Source organism: Leucobacter albus (assembly GCF_039528015.1).
GTDB lineage: Bacteria > Actinomycetota > Actinomycetes > Actinomycetales > Microbacteriaceae > Leucobacter > Leucobacter albus.
Window position 1 is genome coordinate 25,810 of the sequence record NZ_BAAAKZ010000017.1, and the last position, 22,159, is coordinate 47,968.

Below are 22,159 nucleotides of genomic sequence, written 5' to 3' on the forward strand. Positions count from 1 at the left end.
CCCATGAGCGCCCTGCGCCCCGCGCATGGCAAACTAGGCAAATGGAGCTAGCACTAGTCGCAGTAGCCGCCGTCGTCGTGCTCGTGGGCGTCTCACTCGTGAGCGGCCGCATTGGCGTCGCCGCACCGCTCGTGCTCGTTGTCGTTGGCATCGGCATCGGGTACCTGCCTGGCGTGCCCCTCATCGAGGTCAACCCCGAGATCATTCTGCTCGGGGTGCTGCCTCCCCTGCTGTATTCCGCGGCGATGAACGTTCCGTTCGTCGACTTTCGCCGCAACCTCAGGCCAGTCGCGGGCCTGTCGGTGCTCCTCGTGATTCTCTCGGCGCTGCTCGTTGGCCTGCTGCTGCACCTCGCGGTGCCGGTGCTGCCCTTCCCGGCCGCGGTCGCGCTTGGGGCCGTGATCAGCCCGCCCGATGCCGTGGCGGCGACGTCGATTGGCAAGCGGCTGGGCCTGCCAGAACGCATCGTGGCGATTCTCGAGGGCGAGAGCCTGGTGAACGACGCCACCTCGCTCGTGCTGCTGCGCACGGCGCTCGCGGCGGTGTCTGGCAGCTTCGTGTTCTGGGAGGCTGCGGGGGCGTTCGTGTTCTCGGTCGTCGCCGCGATCGCCGTCGGGCTGCTCATGGGTTTTCTCACGGTGTGGATCCGCGCGCGCCTGACGAACCCGGTGCACGACACGCTCGTCTCGTTCGTTGTGCCGTTCGTCGCGTTTATTCCCGCAGAGGTCATTGGCGCCTCGGGCGTGCTGTCGGTCGTCGTCACCGGGCTCTACACCGGGCACCACGCGGTGCGGCGGTTCAGCGCCGTCGCGCGCACGAACGAGCGGCTGAACTGGCGCACCGTGCAGTTCATTCTCGAGAACGGCGTGTTTCTCATCATGGGCCTGCAGTTGCACGTGCTCGTGAACGAGGTCACCGATTCAACCTTCCACCTCGGTCATGTCGCGCTGATCGCGGGCGGGCTCGTGCTGCTGCTCATCGTGAGCCGGGCGCTGTTTGTGGTGCCGCTCGTGTTCCTCATGCGGGGCGAGCCGCGCAGGCGCAAGGCCAAGGGCGACGAGCTCACGCGGCTCGAGGCGAGGCTCGCGAAGAACGGGCGTGCGAACGATGAGCGCGCCCAGCGCCGCCTGCAGCTCATGAAAGATCGCGCACAGGCCGACCTCGACCACGAGATCGAGCAGCAGCTCGGGTGGCGCGACGGCGTGGTGCTCACGTGGAGCGCAATGCGCGGCGTCGTCACGCTCGCGGCCGCGCAGTCGATCTCGACCGATGTGCCCTATCGCCCCCAGATCATTCTCATCGCGTTCCTCGTCGCGGTCGCGACGCTGCTGCTGCACGGGCTCACCCTGCCGGCGGTGATTCGCTGGCTGTGGCCGCGCGGCGTGAAATCGGGGGTCAACGATACCGAGGTCGAGGCGCTGAGCCACGATCTCGTTGACGCGGGGCTCGGCGCGATCGACGACGAGCTCACGGTTGAGAGCGAAGACCCGAATCGGGAGCTCACCCCTGAGACCGTGGTGCAGCGTGCGAAGATCTCGACGAAGGCAGCGCTCGGGCCGCTCGCGCTGCGCTTCCACCAGACGGGGGCGGTGCAGCTCCCCTCGGCCGAGACCCCGGCTGAGGCCTACCTGCGGCTCACCCGCATCGCCCTCGAGGCACAGCGAGCGACGCTGCTCGAAGAGCGGGCGATCGGCCGCTATAGCTCGAAAGCACTGCACGCCGCGGGCCTCGCGCTCGATGCCCAGGAGGCGCGCATATCGCCATACACCGGCGAGTAACCGAAAGCTCAAGGTTGCCTTAAGCCGCCCCCAGAGCGCGGCGGCCGGTTGATAGGGTTTTGCCACGCGCGGCCCGTCGGAGTTGATTGGTTTCTCTTTCGATGCGGTCGCGTTTGTGCGTGTCCGCGGCGCCGCGCGAGAGCACGGCGAACGCGCGGTCTCGCCCTCCATTCCCTCAGAGAAACGGACTCGCAGCAATGGCCCAGTCGGCCCCCGCAGATCACTCAGTCGAACTCGAACGCGGGCTCTCCAACCGGCACCTGCAGCTCATCGCGATCGGTGGCGCGGTCGGCACCGGCCTCTTCCTCGGTTCTGGCAAGGTCATCAGCCTGACGGGCCCGTCGGTGCTGTTTATCTACGCGGTGATCGGCTGCATGATGTTTCTGCTCATGCGGGCGCTCGGCGAGCTGCTGCTGTCGAACCTGAACTACAAGACCTTCGGCGACATCGCCAAAGACCTCATCGGCCCCTGGGCGGGGTTCTTCGTATCGTGGACGTACTGGGTGACGTGGATCGTCATCTGCATCGCCGACATCATCGCGATCACGGGCTACGTCGCGTACATCAACGCCGAGATTCCGAGCTGGGTGCCTGCCCTCGTGACGGCGATCGTGCTCGTGCTGCTCAACCTGCAACCCGTGAAGTTCTTCGGCGAGTTCGAGTTCTGGTTCTCGCTCGTGAAGATCGTGGCGATTCTCGCCCTGATCGTGACTGGCGCGGTGCTACTCGTCACCGGGTTCACAAACCCCGACACCGGAACGACCTCGAGCATCACCCACCTGTGGGAGAACGGCGGGCTGTTCCCCTTCGGCGCGAGCGGGTTCTTGCTCGGCTTCCAGCTCGGCATCTTCTCGTTCATCGGTGTCGAGCTCGTCGGCACGGCTGCTGCCGAGACGAAGAACCCTCAGCACAACCTGCCGCGCGCGATCAACTCCATCGTCGTGCGCGTGCTCATCTTCTACATCGGCGCGCTCACCGTGATCATGGCGGTCACCCCATGGGACAAGCTCGACCCCAAGGTAAGCCCATTCGTCACCACATTCGCGTACGCGGGCTTTGGCGCAGCGGCCTTCGCAATCAACCTCGTCGTGCTCACCTCCGCCGCCTCGAGCGCAAACTCCGGGTTTTATTCGGGCACCCGCATGATGTACTCGCTGGCGCGCGACGGCCACGCGCCGCGCACCTTCGGGCTCACAGATTCACGCGGAGTGCCGAGGCGAGCAGTGTTCTTCTCCACGGTGTTCGTGCTCTCGGTCATTCCGATTCTGCTGCTCGGCGACGGGGTCATCGAGGCGTTCACCTTCGTCACCTCGGTCGCATCGACGTTCATTCTGTTCGTGTGGAGCATGATTGCGATCAGCTTCATTCGCTACCTCAGGCTGCACCCCGAGCGGCACGCGCGCTCAGCGTTTCGTACCCCGGTCGCCAGGGTCACGCCGTGGCTCGTGCTCGCGTTCTTCGCCTTCATTCTCGTGACGCTCCTGCTCGCCGCTGATACCCGGCTACCGCTACTGTTCACGCCGGTCTGGTTCGTGTTTCTCGCGGTGCTATGGCAGGTCACCAAACGGCGGCTCATCAAGCAGGGTCAGCCCCTCACCGCGGCGGTCGAGCTCCCTGAGGTCGATGCACCAGACGCCGACGAAGCTACTACCGCGGCGCCCCGGGCCGCCGAGTAGGTCAGGAAGCCCGCGACGCGACGCTAGAGAATTTCGATGCCAGCAGCAGCGAGTTCTTTGATCGCCGCGACCGAGGTGTCGGGTGCCACGCCCGCGATGAGATCACCTCGCACGCGCACGCGCAGCCCTGCTTCTTGGGCGTCGAGGGCTGAGGCGCGCACGCAGTAGTCGGTTGCAATACCAACGACGTCGAGCTCGGTCACGCCGGCCTCACGCAGCACGTCGGCGAGCGCCCTCCCGTCGCCGGCGACCCCCTCGAACGCGGAGTAGGCCGGTTCGCCCATGCCCTTGCGCACGTGCACGTCGATGCGGTCGATGTCGAGCTCGGGGTGATACTGCGCGCCAACGGTGCCAGCGACGCAGTGCGCTGGCCAGGTGCCCGCGAAGTCGGGCTCGCTGCCTGGCGCGGCGAAGTGCCCTCCGTTGTCGCCGTCGGCGTCATGCCAGTCGCGCGAGGCGATCACGAGCGCGTACTGTTCGGCGGCCCGCTCGTCGCGCAGCAGTGTCGTCACGCCGCGCGCGATCGCGGCTCCGCCAGCGACGCCGAGCGCGCCGCCCTCGGTGAAATCGTTCTGCACATCGACAATCATTAGCGCACGAGACACGGCGACCCACCCCTCACTCGCCGCCGTTGGTACGGCGGGCCTGGCTTCGCGGTCGGCGGCGGATCCGCGACGACCTGCCCCCAGCCTACGCGGGGGCCTCGCCCAAATGCCAACGCGGGCTGATGTTACGGATCCGCTTCGGATTCGCACTGCGAAGCGACGGCGGCTCCCCCGATGGCGCCGCGGGACCTCAGGCCTGGCGCACCGGGTTTTGGTGGTGGCTGAACACGATGCTCGTGCGCGTTGATGAGACCGCGGGGTGGGCGGAGAGGTTCTCCATGACGAAGTCACGCACGTGATCGGAGTCACGCGCGGCGAGGTGAATGATGAAGTCTTCGACGCCGCCGAGGAAGAACAGCTGCATGACCTCTGGCAGGGCACGCAGCTCCTCGCTCATCTCGGCGATGCGCTGGCGCGCCCCAGACCGAACAGTAACGCTCACCAACACCTGCAGATCGAGCCCCATGGCCCGCGGATCCACCGCGGCGGTGAACCCCGTGATGACGCGCCGAGAAACGAGGTTGCGCACCCGCGCGATGCACGTGGAAGCCGCGACGCCGACGCGCTCGGCGAGCTCGGCGTTTGTCATGCGGCCGTTCGCCTGCAGCTCCTCCATGATCTTGCGGTCGACGGCATCAAGATCGCTTTCGGGGCGCAGATTCTTCGATTCCATGCGTAAATTCCCTCTTCCACTTCGTGCAAGACAAGCGTAACAACTGATTCCGAAGAGAATTCACCAAATCTCTGCGGATATCGAATATACTTCAAGTCTATCGCGTCACATCCGCGGTTTCGACCCCTGTGGGGGCGAACTTCAACGGATACCGCGATGCCATCACACCCGTTACGCATCTATTTGGAGAAGATCATGCGCGTCGGTATTCCCACCGAAATCAAGAACAACGAGAACCGCGTCGCCATCACGCAGGCGGGCGTCTTCGAGCTCAAGCGACGCGGCCACGAGGTTCTCGTGCAGGCCGGCGCCGGCCTCGGCTCAGCGATCACCGACGACGAGTACGTCGCAGCCGGTGCCACGATCGTCCCCTCCGCCGACCAGGTGTGGGCCGAGAGCGACATGATCTTGAAGGTCAAGGAGCCCATCGCATCGGAGTACGACAAGATGCGCAAGGATCAGGTGCTCTTCACCTACCTGCACCTCGCAGCCGACAAGACGCTCAGCGAGGCAGTCGTGAACTCCGGCACCACCGCGATCGCGTACGAGACCGTGCAGCTCGCGAACCGCGGCCTGCCGCTGCTCGCCCCCATGTCTGAGGTCGCAGGGCGACTCTCGGTGCAGGTCGGCGCCTACTCGCTCATGAAGGCAAACGGCGGCCGCGGCATCCTCCTCGGCGGCGTCACCGCTACCCGCCGCGGCAAGGTCGTCGTCATCGGCGGCGGCGCTGCAGGCGAGCAGGCCGCGCGCATCGCCTACGGCATGGGCGCTGAGGTCACCGTGATCGACATCGCGATCCCCCGCCTCAAGCAGCTGGAAGACGAGTTCAACGGTCGCATCCAGACCCGCACCTCGAACGCGCACAACATCACCGAGGCGCTGAAGGACGCCGATCTCGTGATCGGCTCCGTGCTCATCCCGGGTGAGAAGGCTCCGAAGCTCGTCACCGACGAGATGGTCGCGCAGATGAAGGCCGGCTCCGTGCTCGTCGACATCGCGATCGACCAGGGCGGCTGCTTCGAGAACTCGCGCCCCACCACGCACGACGACCCCACCTTCCCGGTGCACAACTCGATCTACTACTGCGTGGCGAACATGCCCGGCGCTGTGCCCGAGACCTCGACCGCTGCGCTCACCAACGCAACGCTCCCCTACGTCGTCGCTCTCGCCGACAAGGGCTGGGTCAAGGCACTCGCAGCCGACGAGGCGCTCGCAAAGGGCCTCAACGCACACGACGGCGTCATCACTTTCAAGGGTGTCGTAGACGCGTTCCCCGAGCTGCCGTTCAAGTCGGTCGACGAGGTGCTTGCTGCCAACGCGTAAGCACTCTCGTTGCGTTCTCGTTGCGGCCTCGCCGCGTTCTCGCGCAGCCGCAGAGGAGTACGCTAGATCTCATGGATCTTAAGTTCACCTTCGGAGGGGCGTCACCTGACCAGCACGGTCACGGTGACGCCCCTTCGGGCATTCCGCTGCCGTTCGCCGGCGCGGCATCTGGCCCCGTGTCAACCTCAAACGAGCTCGACGTCTTCGTGCGGCTCGTGACCTCACCAGAGGGGGCGACAGCCATCGCCGAGGTTGTCACCGGCGACGGTGTGACGTACACCCGCAGCGAGGTCGAACTCGCCAGGGCGCGCACCGTCGGCGGTTCGCTTCCCGTCGACTCGGGCGAGCCCATCGAAGCGAACGACATCGAGGCGCTGACGCGAGCTGTACGCTCCGCGATCTCGCGCGCCGTCGCGGCCCTCGAGGGCCCGCTTGCCTCTGCAATCACCTCGATCGAGGTCGATGTGCCCGGTGCCGCCGCCGTGGTCGCTGCGCTCGGGGCTGGCCCGGGGCCGGTGAGCGAGCCCCGAACCGCCGGCGTCGTGACCGAGGCGCTGCAGGCCAGGCTCGGAATTACCGCGGGCACGCCGCTGCGGGTGAAGTAGGGGCTGCTGGGGCTCGGGGCTTGGGCTCGGCCCGACCCCCGGGCATCTGCACAAACCCTGAGATCAGCCCAAGACAGCCCCGACGCCTCGATCTCGGGCCTATCTACCGCAGTTTGCCTATCTAGCGCAGACCCCGCGCCTCGGCCCGACCCCCGGGCATCTGCACGAACCCCGGGATCAGCCCAAGACAGGCCCGACACCTTGGTCTCGGGCCTATCTGCTGCAGATTACCTATCTTGTGCAGACCCCGGGGCTCGGGGGCTCGGGGGCTCGGGGCGAGCCTGCCTACGCCTGGAAGCGGATAATGCGCTCGAGCGCCTCGGCAACCGCAGCCTCGCCCGCGGCAAACGACAGCCGCACCGCGCGGTGCCCGGCGACAGGGTCGAAGTCGCCTCCAGGCACCACCGCAACGTCGGCACCCTCAAGCAGTGCCCGCGCGTAGCTCGACGAATCGCCGAAGCGCTCGAGCTGCGGGCCGAGCTCTGAGTAGTAGTAGAACGCCCCGTCAGACGGCGCCGCGGTGCCCCAGCCCAGCGCCGGTGCCGCATCAAGAATGAGTGCCCGGGCTCTGGCAAACCCGGCAACAACGCCGTCGCGCTCCCCGTAGGTTTCGGCAGAGAAGGCCCGCATCGCCAGCTCCTGGGCGGGCGCCGGGGGCGAGAGCGCAAAGTTCGAGGCGAGCGCCTCAAAGGGCGCCACCAGGTCCTCGGGCAGCAGCGCCCAGCCGAGCCGCCACCCCGTCATGCCCCAGTACTTCGAGAACGAGTTGATGACGATCGCGTCGCCGTGCAGTTCGACAGCGCTGACGCCGCGCTGGTCTGGCCCAGGCTCGGCGTACGAGATTCCGTGGTAGATCTCGTCGCTAATAAACCGGGCACCGTGCCTCGCGCACCAGTCGACGAGCGCCTGCAGCTCGGCGCGACCGAGCATCGTGCCCGTCGGGTTCGCGGGCGAGGCAACGATAACGCCGGCGAGGTCGCCGCGCTCCCGCGCCGCTGCTTCAAGCAACTCGGGTGTCGGTTGGTAGCGGGTGTCTGGCCCCGTCGCGATCTCGACGACCTCGACCCCGAGTGCCGAGAGAATATTCTTGTATGCCGGGTAGCCGGGGCTCACGAGCGCGACCCGGTCTCCCTGGTCAAACGCGGTGAGAAACACGAGCTGAAACGCGCCTGACGAGCCGGTCGTGACGGCTACCCGCCCCGGGTCGATCTCCACCCCGTACCAGTCGCGATAGTGCCCGGCGATTGCCTCGCGCAGCGGCGTCGTACCGAGTGGCCCCGTGTAGCCGGCCGGCTGCAGCGTGCCGGGCGCCGGGCGTGCGCTAGGCTCCCCCGCGCAGAGCGAGACCACGTCGTGGCCGGCGTGGCGGCGGCGCGCGACCTCGTCGGTGATCTGCATCACCTCGAATACGGGAATCTCTGATCTGCGCGATGCCGGGCGAGCGGGCGCGGCACCGGGCCGCCCACCGGCAGCGCCCCCACCAGCAGCGCCCCCACCCGCAGTGCCCCCACCGGCAGCGCCCCCACCCGCAGTGCCCCCACCGGCAGCGCCCCCACCAGCGTCAGCGCCCTCGGCAGACAGAGCCCGCGCCGGCACCTCGGCGAGCGGCTTCGGGTCGAGCTTGAGCGACGGCGGCGTCTTGAATGGGCCTGGAACCTGTACCATGACTCCACGTTACCCGTGCTCGGTGAGGCGAAGATAGCCCGAAAGCGCTGATAGCCCCTCTGCGGTGCTCGGGAGCCCGTCGCCGAGCCCGGGCGACGAGAACAGGTACGCCGCCCACTGTGCTCGGCTGATCGCCACGTTCAACCGGTTACGCATGAGCAGAAACTCGAGCCCGCGCGGCACGTCTTCGGGGCTCGAGGCAGCAAGTGTGACGAGCGAGATGACGGCCTCTTGCCCCTGGAACCGATCGACAGTGCCAACGGGCACACCCCCAAACCCCGCGGCCGCGAGCGCCTCGGCGACGCACTCGACCTGGGCGTTGTAGGCCGCGACAACGATGATGTCGCGCTCCGTCAGCGCCCGCTCGGTTGCCGCGCCATCCCGGCCGCGTTCACGCAGGCGTGCGCCAGCGGGTTGGCCGCCGCCGCTTGCGTCGACAGCCTGCCCGCCGGCGCCAAGAATCTCGCGAACCGCGTGCACGACCGCCGCCGCTTCTTCGGGAGACTGGGTCGAGTTGCCCGTGTGCTCGACGGGCCGCCAGTGCAGGCCGGGCCCATCGGCCCCAACCACGCGGGTCCCAACCAGACCGGGCCCATCGGCCCCAACCACGCGAGTCCCAACCAGGCCGGGCCGATCCGCCCCAACCGGCACGGCCCCACCAGCCTCACCGTCTCGTACGCTACCCCCGCCAGCCCCAATCACAGACCGTTCGAGGGTGCTCGGGTGCGCGTGCAACCGGCCGGCATACGACAGCTCGGAGACGACCTCGGCAAGCGCGGGGTGCATGCGGCGCGTCTCGGCAAGAAAGTAGCCGAGGTCGGTGGGCATGGTGTCGCGCCCGTCGAGCAGCCACGCCAGCGCGGCCTGGTCGACCGGCTCTGGGTGGGAGCCCTGCGATACCTGCGGCAGCTGCTGCTGGTCGCCGAGCAGCAGGATTCGCCGCGCGGCGACTGAGGCGGCGATTGTCGGCGCGAGCGAGAACTGGCCGGCCTCGTCGATGACGAGCAGGTCGAGGCTGCGCCGTGCGAAGCGGTTCTCGTTCGCGAAATCCCACGCGGTACCTCCCATCACCGCACCGCGGCCAGCGAGCCCGTCGATGAACCGCGCGTGGCCGTCGCGCTCGAGCACCGTGTAGCCTGGCGCATCGACTCCCGGGGCGAGCTTGCCACCCTGCGGCACCTTGGCGACAAGGCGCGGGTCAAGCCCGGCCGACACGACGCCCTCGAGCACGTTTTCGACGACCTTGTGCGACTGCGCGACGACGCCGATGCGCCAGCCGTCGCGTTCAACGAGTGTGCGAATCACGCGAGCGGCAAGATAGGTTTTGCCCGTGCCTGGCGGGCCCTGCACCGCCAGTGCCGCGCGGTCGAGACCACGCAGGCTGGCGATGACGGCACCGATGGTGCTGGTCTCTTCGCCGCCGCCAGCCGTGGGAGCTGCGGCCAGCGCAGCGGCAGATTCGGGGGCGACGAGCCCCTCGAGGTCTGCGACCCGGGGGCGTGCGCGGGTGAGCAGCTCGTACACGGGGTCGGCGATGGGCTCCCCGAGCCTGGCCGCGTTAACGAGCGCGCTGCCCCACTCCTCGATCGCGCTCTTCTGCCGCCCGGCCGGGGGCGGCTGCCCCGGCGTGATCGCGACGGGGAGGGCGTCAAACGGGGCCCCGTCGTTCGGTAGCCGCTCCTCAATAGTGACGCCGTCGGGGTGCCGTTCAATGACGTCGACCGAGCGCGCAGCGCGGGCCCCCGGCGCCCCGCCCCACTGCGGAAAGGGTGCCGGGTAGTCGTAGAGCGCGAACATCTGGGTGCCTGGCTTCAGCGTGCTCCCCGGCGCGACAGTGCCGCGCAGCCGGAGGCGCCTGCGCTCCACGCGGGCGCGCGGCGGCCGGTGCCAGTCTTCGAGCACCGCGCTCGTGGCGGCGTCGACCGTGACGACGTCGCGGGTGTCGGCCCAGTCTTCTACCGGGTCGACGAGGCGCGCGAAGTGGGCCCACCAGAACGATTTCTGCTCGCGTTGGTGGTAGTCGATCGCGCTCGCGGCGAGGCGTAGCGCAGTGCGCGAGGCGGGTTCGGCGGCCTGCTCGGCTAGCTCGAACAGCTGTGTGCCGACACGGCTCGGCTCTGCGACGGGCTCCTCTGCGATGTCGAGGAGCGACGGCGAGGCCGGCGGCACCCCGTGCTCGCGGGCAATGCCGAGCAGCCAGTCGCGCAGCCGCAGCGTCGACACGCAGTCGTAGCGGTTGTAGTCGGCGATGTCGTCGAGCCTGCGCTGCCCGGCGGCGCGCGTGGCCGGGTCTGCTGCGCGAAGCTGCGCGCTCGCTTCGGCGTACTCGACGACCGATTGGGCGCCGCTCACCACCCCGTCTTCGGCCCGCACCTCGTCACCCATGTACAGCGGTTCGAGCTTTTTGATGGAGTACGAGCGTGAGCCCACCCTGAGTGCCTGCCTCACGATCGGGTAGAGGTCGACGAGCACGTGTTCGCGGAGCAGCTGGTCGACCTCGGCCTCGCACACACCGTGCCGCGCGGCGATCGAGAGCAGGTGGGTGCGCTCGTAGCTCGCGTAGTGGTAAATACGCATGCCGGGGTGGGCGCGCCGGCGCTCTGCGACGAGCGCGATGAACCGTTTGAGCGCCTCGCGTTCTTCGGCGAGGCTGTGCGCCCAGATCGCAGTGAACTCCTCGCGCGCGTCGACAAAGCCGAAGAGATAGTCGAGGTTCCATTTCGCGCCGGCAGCGCGCCCACCGTCGCTCTCGCGATAAAACGGGTCGCCCTCGAAGTCAAAGAAGAGGTCGCCCGGGTCTGGCTCGGGCAGGGCGGCGAGGGTCGCAGGTGCGACGACGCGCACGCTCAGTCGTGGCGGATCCGCGGGCGAGTCGCCGCGCGCACCTGCTTCGCTCTCAACCTGCACGGCCGCCTGCACCGCAAGCCGTTCGAGCACAGGGGCGGTGAGCCCCGGCACGGTAACCGTGCCCGCTTCGACCCCGGGCAGCGCCGCCGCTACGGCGTCGATCGTGCCGAGGCCAGCCGCGATCAGCGCCGTGCGCTGCCGCGGGTACAGCCCGGCGATGAGCAGCGGGTCGCGGGTGCGCACGATCTCGGGCTCGCACACCTCGCAGCGACCGCAGGCGACTATTCCCGGGGCGCCCCAGGCCACAGCCGCTGCGCTCTCGCGCCGCCCATCGCCGCCGACCTCGGCGAATCTCGCGAGCAGCAGCTCGTGGAGCCGCGCGCGCCGGCGCCGAAATACTGGCGCGATATCGGCAATACTGTGCGAGGTGCGCTCGCCAGAGCCGAGAATGAGCGTCGCCTCGCTCGCGACGGGCACCCCGAGCCGCTCGAGCTGTTCGGCGTATGCCGCGAGCTGCATCAGCGCGGTGACCTTGGCCCGCCTCGCCAGCTTCGTGTCTTGCACCTCGTAGCTGCCGTCGTCGCGCAGCTCGAGAAAATCGGCGAAGCCGAGAAACGCGATCGCCGGCGAGCCAGCACCAGCACCAGCACCAGCACCAGCACCAGCACCCGGCTCACCAGCACCAGCTCCCGGTGCCCCCGCCGGCCGCTGCTCGGGGTCGAAGAACGTCGCCTGAAACACAATCTTCGCGCCGCCGCGGAGTGCACCGAGGGTGTCGTCGGCGACCGCCGACAGCGCCTCTGGCGCCATCGATGCCGGCCGTGAGATCTCGACCACCCCGCCCGCGCTCCCGAGTACCCCGGCGCCGTATTGCTCGCGCAGCTCGCCGAGCACGCGCACTTCGTGTTCGTCGCCGAGGCCGCCTGCCCGCGCGAGCATCGCGTCGTCGTCGGCCGGAACGGCGATGTCGCGGCCGAGCTTCGCGTCTACGCGTCGCAGGAAGGCGAATTCGCAGTTGTTCGCCGCGGTGAGGTCGCTCGCGCTGGTCACGAGTAGCGGCCCTGCCGCTGTCTCTCGAACGAACATGCTGCTCCCTACTGTCGTGGCGGTCTGCCGTGCCGATATGCAGTGCCGGTCTGTCGTGGCGACCCTGCTGCGCTGGCACTCCGACGCTATCGCGCACCGCCGACATTCGACGTATTCTGAGCAATCTTCGGCCCCGTTTACCCCCGAAGCGGCGAGCCCACAGCGGCGCCAAGTAGACTGGCAGTTCCGGGGAACACTTCCCCATGACATATACCAACGCAGGAAGTACCAAACACCGCGTGACCACTCAGACTTTCGCCGATCTTGGCGTGCCAGCTCCCATTGCCCATGCGCTCGAAAAAAACGGGAAGACCGAGCCCTTCCCGATTCAGCGCGACACCCTCCCCGACACCCTGAAGGGTCGCGACGTACTCGGTCGCGGCCGCACTGGGTCGGGCAAAACCATTGCGTTCGGCATCCCGATCGCAGCGAACCTCGCCGGCGGCGAGGCAGGCATCGCGGCGGGCGAGGCCGCAAAGAAGCGCAGGCCGTCGCGGCCACGCGCCATCATTCTCGCCCCGACCCGCGAGCTCGTCACACAGATCGCCGAGACACTAAAGATGCTCGCCGACCCGGTCGGGCTGAAGGTCACCACCATCTTCGGCGGCGTGCCGCAGCGTCGCCAAGAGGCCGCGCTCGAGGCAGGCGTCGACATTGTCGTCGCGGCCCCTGGCCGCCTCGATGATCTCCTCAAGCAGAAGCTGCTCACCCTCGACGGCGTCGAGATCACCGTGCTCGACGAGGCCGATCACATGGCAGACATGGGTTTTCTCCCCGTCGTCACGCGCATCATGAACCAGACGCCGAAGCAGGGCCAGCGGCTGCTCTTCAGCGCGACGCTTGATAACGGCGTCGACAACATCGTGAAGAAGTATCTGCACGATCCCGTGCGCCACTCGGTCGACTCGGCAGAGTCGCCCGTGCCGCAGCTCACGCACCACATCTTCGAGGTGTCTGGCAAGGGGCAGAAGGATGCGCTCATCGAGGCGCTCGCGAGCGGCAACACCCGCCGCATCATGTTCACGCGCATGAAGCACCAGGCGAAGAAGCTCGCGAAGCAGCTCACCGCGGCGGGCATTCCCGCCGTCGAGCTGCAGGGCAACCTGTCGCAGAACGCGCGCGATCGCAACCTCGCCGAGTTCGTTTCGGGCGAGGCGCTCGTGCTCGTCGCGACCGATGTTGCCGCCCGCGGCGTGCACGTCGACGGTGTGGATCTTGTCGTGCACATCGACCCGCCCGTTGAGCACAAGGCGTACCTGCACCGCTCGGGCCGCACCGCTCGCGCCGGCAACGAGGGCGACGTCGTCACGATCGTGCTGCCCGAGCAGCGCGGCGAGATGCGCACGCTCATGCGCGCCGCGAAGATCAACGTGACGCCGCTCCAGGTGGATCCGATGGCGAAGAACGTCAACCGTGAGGTGCTCGATCTCATCGGCGAGGTCGCGCCGAGGCAGGATCCGAAGGCTATCGAAGCGCGTCGCGCCGAGGCACAGGCAGCCCAGCAGCGCGCCGCAGGCCACAACCCCGCGGGCAGTGGCTCGTCGACCGGAGCGAACGCAAAGCGCAAGCGTTCGCGCCGCGGCGGTGGCGGCGGTCAGGCAGGCCAGGGCGGAGGCCAGCCGCGCCAGGGCGGCGGCCAGGGTGGCGGCGGTTCACGCGGCGGTCAGGGCGGGCGCCCGGGCGGTCAGCGCGGTGGCCAAGGCGGCCAGGGTGGTCAGGGCGGTCGCCCCAGCGGCCAGCGCGGCGGCCAGGGTCGCCAGGGTGGTCAGCGCAGCGCGTAGCCACTCCTGACGGCTCCCTTCACGGGAACCCAGTTCACGAAATGCCCCTGTTCTTGCAGGGGCATTTCGCATTCCCGAGCGAGCCAGGCTCACGTAGCCCTCGCCCGACCCGCCCGGCCGACTACGCTGGCCAGGCTGCGCACGGTCAAGTGCGGGCTGCTTTCGCGCAGCAGAACACCGACTTCGATCGCGCGCGAGATTCCGGGTTTTCCGGTTCGGGCCCGGAAGGTGGGCGCACCGCGCACAGGCGCGCCAGTATGAGGTGAGTTCGAGCGCGCCGTCTGGAGCGCTCCGAGCCCGTGAGTGTGCTGGCCAACGCTGCAGCTCAGAAGCCCCCTGGCCCGCCCAACGGAAACGCCCGTGCGACCACACCCAAGGAATGCAATGAACAGAGCCGTCTTAGTCTCGGGCGCGTGGATCGCATGCATCGTCACCGTCGCGTTTCTCGTGCACGGAGCCTTCCGGTGGATGTACGACCCGATAGCTCCGCCGCTCATCGCGTTCTCGGCGTACGTCTTCGAGTTCGGGTTTGGCATCGCACTCCTGATAATCGCGCTCAAGCGGAGGCGAACCGCGGGGGTCGTCTTTGCGGGTACCGCCATCTACATACTGCTGTTCGCGCTCACCCAAAGCCCCCTGTACTGGTACTACGGGTCATTTCTCGCACAGCCACTCATGGACTTCCCGTATCTCGCTCAATACTGCTTCGTCGCCATCTGTCTCGCGGCCGCCTACCAGCTCAGCCCACCAAACCCCGAGGTACGGGCGCTTGCCGAGGAGCGCCGCACCGCGCGCATCGTGCAGCACCAGGCAGCGCAGCTCCAGGTTCAGCAGCGGGCCCAACAACTCGTCGCGCAACAGCACGGGGTGGCGCCCTCACTCGCAGGCTCAGCGAGCGTTGCACTCGGCGCGCAGCCGACTGCCCCGGCCTTTACCCCCGCTGCACTGCCCCAGGCCACGAGCAACGGCCTCGCAGTGGCCGCGATCATCGCCGTCTGGTTCTCGTCGGTCGCGGGCCTCGTGTTGGGCGCAATCGCGCTGCGCCAGATTCGGGTGACCGGCCAGTCGGGGCGCGGCATGGCGCTCACCGCCGTCATCGTGGGGAGCATCGTCACCGGGCTATCCATCGTGCTCGCCATTGTCTATTTCGTGGCGATTCTCAGCGCGTTCAGCGCTTTCTGACAGCACTCCGCTCGAGAAGGAATCTCATCATGAACCATAAGACATTCACTTGGCTCGGCTGGGCCACCGTCGCGCTCTGGCTTGTGTTGCGGGTCACGCTTCTTGTCGCCGCCGGTACCAGTTCGGGCGCCGCATTTCTCTTCGAGGAACTCGCGCCGTGGACCATATATGGCTTCTCAGTTGAAAGCATCATCTGGGCACTCTTTGCCCCGGCGAGATATGCCTGGCCGATTCTGCTCCTGGTGTTCGGCATCCAGCGCCGCCGGGCAACCGGTATCGCGTGCGCGTCGATCGTGCTGCTCGGAGGCATCACCGCACCACTGTGGTTCGGCTGGTTCGACTACTTGTCAATCGGCAGAGAGGCCTACTACGCCCTCATGCTCGTTATGCTCGCAGTCGGCACGCAGCTCAGCCCGCCCCGGCAACCTGCGTGGCCGACCCCAGGAACCGCGCCAGGAACCGGCCCAGCCACCGGCCAGGGCACCATCCCTGGCCCGACCTACGCGCCGATCGCCTCCTGACGCCTGATCTTGCCGGCGCGCGCGAACCACGCGACGACAAACGAGAGCACGAGCGCGAAGAAGACGCCGAGGTTCGCGTACGCCCAGTCACCCTCTTTGCCGCCGATGAGGCCGAGCAGGTAGCCCTGCCAGTTGTTCCACGGCGCGTCTGCGGCGAAGCCGTTGGTGACGAAGCCCCAACCGATGACGGAGGCGACGACGAAGATGCCGACCGCCGTCCAATCCCACGCGCCGTAGCGCCCTCGGGCGTCGAACAGCCCGACCTCGTCGTAGTCGCGCTTGCGCCGCAGAATGTCGGCGATAAGAATGCCGGCCCATGCGGCGAGCGGCACACCGAGGGTGATGAGGAAGCTCTGGAACGGCCCGAGGAACCCCTCGGCGAAGAACACCACCCAGATCGTGCCGAGCGTGAGAATGATGCCATCGATGCCCGCCGCGGCCGGGCGCGGCATGCGAATCCCAAGGCTCAGGAGCGTCAGCCCAGACGAGTAGATGCCGAGCACGGCACCAGACACGAGCGCGAGCACGGCTGTCAGCAGAAACGGAATGAGCACCCACACCGGCAAGATGGTCGCGAGCGCACCAATCGGATCCGCCCCGACCGCCTCCATCAGCGCGGGGTCTGAGCCCGCGAGCAACAGGCCGAAGATCACGAGAATCACGGGGGCGAGCGCGCCACCAATCGTGTTCCACAGAATGATCGAGCCGTCAGAGGCGTCGCGGCGCTGGTAGCGCGACCAGTCGGCTGCGATATTGATCCACCCGAGGCCGAATCCCGTCATCACCATCACGAGCGCGCCGACGACCTGGCCCGTGCTGCCGGCCGGGATCGCCGTGACAGCTGCCAGGTCGATGTGCGGGGCCGCGAGAATGATGTAGAGGATCGTCACGGCCCCCGTGATCCACGTCAGAATTGACTGCATCTTCATGATCGTGTGGTACCCGAGCACCGAGGCAACCACGATGAGCGCGGCGACCACGATCGTCGCGATGAGCTTCACCGCGACTCCCCCGTCGCCGCCGAGCTGCGTGATAACCGTCGCGGTCGCGAGCACCGCCATGATCGCGAGAAACGTCTCCCAGCCGATCGAGGTGAGCCACGAGATGATGCCTGGCACCTTCTGGCCGTGCACGCCGAACGCGGCGCGCGAGAGCACCATCGTCGGCGCCGAGCCGCGCTTGCCCGCGATTGCGATCACGCCGCAGAGGAAGAACGACACGACGATTCCGACGACAGACACCGCCGTCGCCTGCCAGAACGAGATGCCGAAGCCGAGCACGAACGAGCCGTATGACATGCCGAACACCGACACGTTCGCGGCGAACCACGGCCAAAACAGGTCTCGCGGCTTCGCGGTGCGGGCACCCTCGGGCACGATTTCGATGCCAGTGCGCTCTATGAGCGATGGTGTGGGCACTTCGTTAGACACTGTGGCCTCCCTATGTTGCGCTCAGTTTAGTCGCTGAGTTCGCCCCGCATCACGGCCTGCAGCGTGTCCAGGCGGGTGACGCCGAGCTTCAGCGCATCGCGGTGGAAGTCACGAATGTCGAAGGTGCCGCCGCCTGCCTCGGCCCGGCCCTTTGCCTCGTCCCGGAGATCTTCCCAGATACGCTGCCCGATCTTGTACGACGGCGCCTGCCCCGCCCAGCCAAGGTAGCGCAGCACCTCGAAGCGCACGAAGCTGTCGTTCATGTTCACGTTGTCGCGCATGAACTCGAACGCGTACTCGCCGTCCCATACTCCGCCGCCGTCGGGTCGCTGCTTGCCGAGGTGCACGCCGATGTCGAGCACCACTCGGGCCGCGCGCATGCGCTGTCCGTCGAGCATGCCGAGGCGATCTGCCGGGTCGTCGAGGTAGCCGAGCTGCTCCATCAGTCGCTCCGCGTAGAGCGCCCAGCCCTCGGCGTTACCGGAGGAGCCCGCGAGCTGCCTGCGCCACTCATTGAGGGTGCCGCTGTTCACGACGGCCTGGCCAATCTGCAGGTGGTGGCCCGGGACGCCCTCGTGATAGACCGTGGTGAGCTCGCGCCACGTGTCGAACTCGGTGACGCCCTCGGGCACCGACCACCACATTCGGCCGGGGCGCGAGAAGTCGCTCGACGGCCCCGTGTAGTAGATGCCGCCCTCTTGCGTTGGCGCGATCATGCACTCGAGGGTGCGAATCTCTGCGGGAATATCGAACTGCGTCTCCCCCAGTTCGCGCACCGCTCGATCGCTGGTCTCCTGCATCCACCGCTGCAGCGCATCGGTGCCGTGGAGCTTGCGCGCCGGGTCTTGCTCGAGCTTCGCGATCGCGTCGGCGACTATTCCCTTGCGCGGCTTCTCGCCGAGAATCTCACCCGCGATGCGTTCCTGCTCATCAACCATGCGAGCGAGCTCTTCGATGCCCCACTCGTACGTCTCGTCGAGGTCGACCTTCGCGCCCAGAAACACCTCTGACGCGAGTTCGTAGCGCTCGCGACCGAACGCGTCGGCCTCGACGGCGTGCGCCGACAGCGCGGTGTCGAGGAAGTTCGCGAGCCCCGCGTACGCCTCGGAGGCCTCCGCCGCGGCGTTCGCAAGGTCAGATCCAAGGGAAGCGGGAACTGTGTCGACCGCGCGGGCAGCGAGTTCGGTGAAGAAGCCCTTCGGCGACTCGACGTCGGCAGCGGCGCCAGCGGTGCGGCCCGCGCCGCCTCGGGGCCGCATGAGCGGCGACATGCCTGCAGTGCGGCGCAGCTGGGCCGCGACCTCGCGCACCTGGCGAATCGAGGGCACGAGCCCGCGCCGAATGCCGGCATCGAGAGATGCGCGGTACGAGCGCATCGCTTCGGGCACTGCGGCCATGCGCGCCGCAATGTTTGCCCAGTCTGCCTCGGTCTCGCTCGGCATCATGTCGAACGTGTCGCGCACCTGCTGGCTTGGTGACTCGATGACGTTGAGGTCGCGCAGGCCCTCTCCGGCCTCGTGACGGGCGAGCGACAGCTCGAGCTCTGCGGCGAGGTCGAGCTGCGTGACCCGATCCACCTCGTCGACCGGCGTCGCCCCGCGCAGCTCGGCAAGCGTCGCACGCATCGCTTGGGCGACCTGCTCCCCACCCTCGGGCGAGAAGTCGTTGAGCCGCGCGTGGGCGCTCTCGCGCCCGATGTAACTGCCGGTAATCGGGTCGAGCTCGGTGAGCGTGTCAACCCAATCTTCGGCGATCTGGTCAATGGGGGTCGTTTCGCGTTCGAGACTCATATGCTCAGCATAGCCACGCGCGGCCAGAAAATAGGGCAGAATAGGAGGGTGCGCTGCACGTAGCCGCGCGCTCACAGATTTCTGAGGAGACACAGTGAAGATCCGCACCCGCATCGCCACCGCCGTATCTGTCGCAGTCGCGACCGTTCTGGTGAGCGCGCCCGCGTTCGCGTCTGAGGGCGTCGAGAAGGTCGACACGCACGCCCCGTTCTCGGCGGCAGGCCAGCCGGTCGACGTCATCGCGATCTCGATCGTCGGCGTGGTGCTGCTCGGTGTCATTCTGCTGACCTCGACGCTCGTCGGCAACCTCTTCGAGAAGAGCAAGAAGAAGGCCTAGCCCTCACACACGAAACGGGCGGGTGCCGGCTGATGCCGCACCCGCCCGTTTCGTGTACCCGGGGCCAGCTTCGTGGCCTGTGACCAGGGTCGCCGCGCAACCGAATCGACAGATTCCCAGCGGCCGAGCCGGCTTGCGAGGCTTCCCGACGCGCAAGCGGGCCCGTGCCGCCCGAGAAGCTAGTTCGCGCTCGCGGTGAGCGGGTCGCGCACCACGCGGAAGGTCGCCACAAGCGGATCGACCGCACCGCGCACGTACCCTGTCGGCGAGGCGGCAACCGCCTGCAAGAAGGTCACCGTCTCTTCGGTGATCTCTTCGCCGGGCACGAGGTTCGGAATACCCGGCGGGTAGGCGGCGAGGGTGTCTGCCGAAATCTGACCGATCGCCTGGTGCGCCGTCATCACGACGCTCTCTGCGAAGAACGCGGCGCGCGGGAGCATGCGCAGGGTGCCTGCCTCGGGCAGTTCAGGGAAGGCTACGAGTTCGCTGGCCCCCGCCCTGTTCGACAGCGCCTCCTGCGCGACCTCGTCGAGCCCCGCCATGACCCGGTCAAGGTCAGGCGTCGCGAGTGCCCCGATGACGGCTACGATGGTCGTCGCCGTCGACATCTCGAAGTACACGCCGTAATCAGAAATCATGCGATCTCGCACCCAGTGGCCGCTCTGCCCGATGCGTGACACGTCAATCGGCACGCGGAGCGGGTCAACGCTCACAATGTCTGGGAAGTCTCCGAAGTCGTCGCTGATGACGGTGAAGTGCTCGGTCGCGCGCAGCCGCTCGCGGAACTCCTCGGCAAGCTCGATCGAGCGCCCGATCTGTTCCTTGCCGTTCATGAGCGCATGCCTGGCCGCATCGAGCGACCCCATGAGCAGCGCGCTGGCCGACGTCGAGGCTGTCATCGTGTACGACCGGTTCACGAGCGGCTCGAGACGCTCGGCAAACTCGGTCTCACCGAGATGGAGCATCGCTGATTGCGTGAACGAGCCGGCAAGCTTGTGGGTGCTCGAGATCACGAGATCCGCCCCGAGGCGAACGGGCGACTCCGGCAGATCCTCGTGGAAACCGAAGTGAGCGCCCCAGGCGCCGTCAACAATGAGCGCCGCGCCGTGGTCGTGCGCAACCCGCGCGAGGCCGGCGACATCGGCGGTCGAGCCGAAGTAGCTTGGTGAGACGACATACACGCTCTGCACCGCGCGGCCCGCTTCGGCCTCGGTCGCGAGCGCCTCCTCGAGCCGCTCGGGGGTGAGGCCGTGGGCAATGCCGTGATCGTGGTCAACGTTGGGCGCGACGAACGCCGGAATCAGGCCCGCGAGCAGCACGCCGTCGGTGAAGCTCGAGTGCGAGCTGCGCTGCATGAGCACGCGCTCCCCGAGCCCGCGCACCGCGAACGCCGCGGTGCGGTTGCCCTGCGATGCCCCGTTCGTGAGAAACCAGGTGCGCCGCGCGCCCCACGCCTCGGCCGCGAGCACGAGCGACTGCGCGAGCGGTGAGCCCGGCCCGAGATCGATGCCGTCGAGCATGAGCGGAACGTCGAGCTGCACTGCCCGATCGCCGAACACCTTCGCGAGGTGGGCGCCGCCGTTTGCGGGCGCGCAGGCGTGGCCGGGCACCATGAGACTCTGCGGCCCGGCGTCAGCGTAGCGCTGGAGCGCGGCTGCGTAGGGGGCGTCTTGCTGGGTCACGTGATTCTCGATAGGCATACCCTCCATAGTGGCCCCGCCGCGCGCCTGAGTGAACCCCAGACTCGCCTCCCTAGGGTCAGATAGTCTATGGAGCAACGGGCGCGTTCGCGCACCTCACCCTCAGCTATTCCGGGAGCCAATGTGATCGATCTTCGCCAGTTACAGGCCCTCAGCGCCGTCGCAGCCGAGGGCTCGGTCGCCCGCGCCGCCACCCGCCTCGGCTGGAGCCAGCCGACGGTCGACTACCACCTGAAGAACCTCGACAGGCTCGTCGGCACCGAGCTCACCTCTCGCAGCAGCAGGGGCTCGAAGCTCACGAACGCTGGGCTGCTCATGCTCGAGCGCGGCGAGGAGATTCTCGGGCTCGCCGACCGCACGCTCACCGACGTGCGCGACCTCGCGCAGCTCGGCCACGTGCGGCTGCGCTTCGGCATCTTTCCGACCGCTGCCGCGCGCATTCTCCCCGGCATTGCCGCGCGACTCACGGAGCTTGGAATCGAGCTCGACGCCACGCTCGCCGAAGTGATGCCGCTCGTCGGCGGGGTCAACCAGCACACCCTCGACGCCGCACTCGTCTACGCCGCCGGCGGCTACGAGCTGCCGCTGCGCTCCGAGGTGCACACCACCCACGTCTTCACCGACCCGATGCTGCTCGCGCTGCCAGCGCACCACGAGCTCGCGGGCGTCGAAGAATTCGATGCCCAGACGCTGCTGCGACTCGGGGAGGAAAACTGGGTCATGGGATCCACCCCGGGCGACACGCTCGACGACCTGGTGCGCGAGCTCTTCGACAGCACCCAGGTGAAGCTGAAGGTGCCGGTGCGCACCGACGACTACGCCGTGGTGCTCGGGCTCATCGCCGCCAACATGGGGGTCGCGCTCGTGCCGACACTCATGCGCAGCAGCGTGCCCGAGGGCGTCGTGCTGCGGCCGATTGCCGACGAACGGTTCACCCGCGAGCTCATTCTCGCGGCCCCCGCGGGCGCGGGCGGCCCCAGCGCCGCCGTGCGCCAGCTCGCCGAGGCGGTGCGCCGCTCGATCAGCGCGCTCGACTAGGTTCGATTCCGAGCGAACAGCGGCCCCTTATTTCCAACGCAGCCCCACCCAAAAGAGAACTGTCGGCGGACCGAGCACGGCGCCAGCACCAGGTGGATTGGGTCGACGCCCGCCTTGCCCGT

General features: G+C 67.9%; 16 protein-coding genes. 9 read left to right on the forward strand and 7 right to left on the reverse strand.

Annotated features, from left to right (window positions below; genetic code table 11):
• Positions 1-41: 41 nt before the first annotated feature.
• Together ABD115_RS15160 and ABD115_RS15165 are read left to right on the forward strand one after the other, a co-directional pair.
• On the forward strand, positions 42-1,778 hold the full coding sequence (locus ABD115_RS15160; protein ID WP_343962394.1) for a cation:proton antiporter: 1,737 nt from the start codon (positions 42-44) through the stop codon (positions 1,776-1,778).
• Positions 1,779-1,975: 197 nt separating this feature from the next.
• Positions 1,976-3,454 carry an amino acid permease gene (locus ABD115_RS15165; RefSeq protein WP_343962396.1) on the forward strand — a complete coding sequence of 493 codons (1,479 nt, stop codon included), beginning with the start codon at positions 1,976-1,978 and terminating at the stop codon, positions 3,452-3,454.
• Between the two features lie 23 nt (positions 3,455-3,477).
• Here the strand turns inward: ABD115_RS15165 and ABD115_RS15170 are convergent, their stop codons facing one another.
• On the reverse strand, positions 3,478-4,059 hold the full coding sequence (locus ABD115_RS15170; protein ID WP_343962398.1) for an isochorismatase family protein: 582 nt from the start codon (positions 4,057-4,059) through the stop codon (positions 3,478-3,480).
• A gap of 190 nt (positions 4,060-4,249) precedes the next feature.
• Positions 4,250-4,732: an Lrp/AsnC family transcriptional regulator gene (locus ABD115_RS15175; RefSeq protein WP_343962400.1), complete on the reverse strand. Its 483-nt coding sequence runs from the start codon at positions 4,730-4,732 to the stop codon at positions 4,250-4,252.
• 195 nt (positions 4,733-4,927) lie between these two features.
• On the opposite strand from ABD115_RS15175, the gene ald reads away from it, so the two are divergent.
• Both ald and ABD115_RS15185 read left to right on the forward strand, forming a co-directional pair.
• Complete coding sequence (ald, locus tag ABD115_RS15180) at positions 4,928-6,055, forward strand: alanine dehydrogenase (protein ID WP_141885581.1); 1,128 nt, start codon at positions 4,928-4,930, stop codon at positions 6,053-6,055.
• A gap of 71 nt (positions 6,056-6,126) precedes the next feature.
• Positions 6,127-6,660 (forward strand): hypothetical protein, encoded by a 534-nt coding sequence (locus ABD115_RS15185; RefSeq protein WP_343962402.1) that lies wholly within the window; start codon positions 6,127-6,129, stop codon positions 6,658-6,660.
• 285 nt (positions 6,661-6,945) lie between these two features.
• Here ABD115_RS15185 and ABD115_RS15190 read toward each other — a convergent pair whose 3' ends face one another.
• Positions 6,946-8,325 (reverse strand): pyridoxal phosphate-dependent aminotransferase, encoded by a 1,380-nt coding sequence (locus tag ABD115_RS15190; RefSeq protein WP_343962404.1) that lies wholly within the window; start codon positions 8,323-8,325, stop codon positions 6,946-6,948.
• 9 nt (positions 8,326-8,334) lie between these two features.
• On the reverse strand, positions 8,335-12,258 hold the full coding sequence (locus tag ABD115_RS15195; RefSeq protein WP_343962406.1) for a TM0106 family RecB-like putative nuclease: 3,924 nt from the start codon (positions 12,256-12,258) through the stop codon (positions 8,335-8,337).
• Between the two features lie 239 nt (positions 12,259-12,497).
• Between ABD115_RS15195 and ABD115_RS15200 the strand changes: the two genes are divergently transcribed.
• The 3 genes from ABD115_RS15200 (at position 12,498) to ABD115_RS15210 (ending at position 15,742) form a co-directional block, all read left to right on the forward strand.
• A complete protein-coding gene (locus tag ABD115_RS15200; protein ID WP_343962408.1) occupies positions 12,498-14,039 on the forward strand; it encodes a DEAD/DEAH box helicase in 1,542 nt (513 codons plus the stop codon).
• A gap of 384 nt (positions 14,040-14,423) precedes the next feature.
• Positions 14,424-15,221: a DUF4190 domain-containing protein gene (locus tag ABD115_RS15205; RefSeq protein ID WP_343962410.1), complete on the forward strand. Its 798-nt coding sequence runs from the start codon at positions 14,424-14,426 to the stop codon at positions 15,219-15,221.
• Positions 15,222-15,250: 29 nt separating this feature from the next.
• Complete coding sequence (locus ABD115_RS15210; protein WP_343962412.1) at positions 15,251-15,742, forward strand: hypothetical protein; 492 nt, start codon at positions 15,251-15,253, stop codon at positions 15,740-15,742.
• Here the strand turns inward: ABD115_RS15210 and ABD115_RS15215 are convergent.
• Both ABD115_RS15215 and ABD115_RS15220 read right to left on the reverse strand, forming a co-directional pair.
• Positions 15,721-17,172: a purine-cytosine permease family protein gene (locus ABD115_RS15215; protein WP_343962414.1), complete on the reverse strand. Its 1,452-nt coding sequence runs from the start codon at positions 17,170-17,172 to the stop codon at positions 15,721-15,723. The two genes, ABD115_RS15210 and ABD115_RS15215, sit on opposite strands and share 22 nt — an antisense overlap.
• Before the next feature lie 26 nt (positions 17,173-17,198).
• Positions 17,199-18,962 (reverse strand): DUF885 domain-containing protein, encoded by a 1,764-nt coding sequence (locus ABD115_RS15220; protein WP_343962416.1) that lies wholly within the window; start codon positions 18,960-18,962, stop codon positions 17,199-17,201.
• A gap of 94 nt (positions 18,963-19,056) precedes the next feature.
• On the opposite strand from ABD115_RS15220, the gene ABD115_RS15225 reads away from it, so the two are divergent.
• Positions 19,057-19,299, forward strand: coding sequence for a hypothetical protein (locus ABD115_RS15225; RefSeq protein WP_343962418.1), 243 nt, complete (start codon positions 19,057-19,059; stop codon positions 19,297-19,299).
• Positions 19,300-19,478: 179 nt separating this feature from the next.
• On the opposite strand, the gene ABD115_RS15230 is transcribed toward ABD115_RS15225, so the two are convergent.
• Positions 19,479-20,999 (reverse strand): aminotransferase class I/II-fold pyridoxal phosphate-dependent enzyme, encoded by a 1,521-nt coding sequence (locus ABD115_RS15230; protein WP_343962420.1) that lies wholly within the window; start codon positions 20,997-20,999, stop codon positions 19,479-19,481.
• A gap of 123 nt (positions 21,000-21,122) precedes the next feature.
• Between ABD115_RS15230 and ABD115_RS15235 the strand changes: the two genes are divergently transcribed.
• The gene (locus ABD115_RS15235; protein WP_343962423.1) at positions 21,123-22,037 is read left to right on the forward strand and encodes a LysR family transcriptional regulator; all 915 of its coding nucleotides are present in this window, start codon (positions 21,123-21,125) and stop codon (positions 22,035-22,037) included.
• Positions 22,038-22,159: the final 122 nt, after the last annotated feature.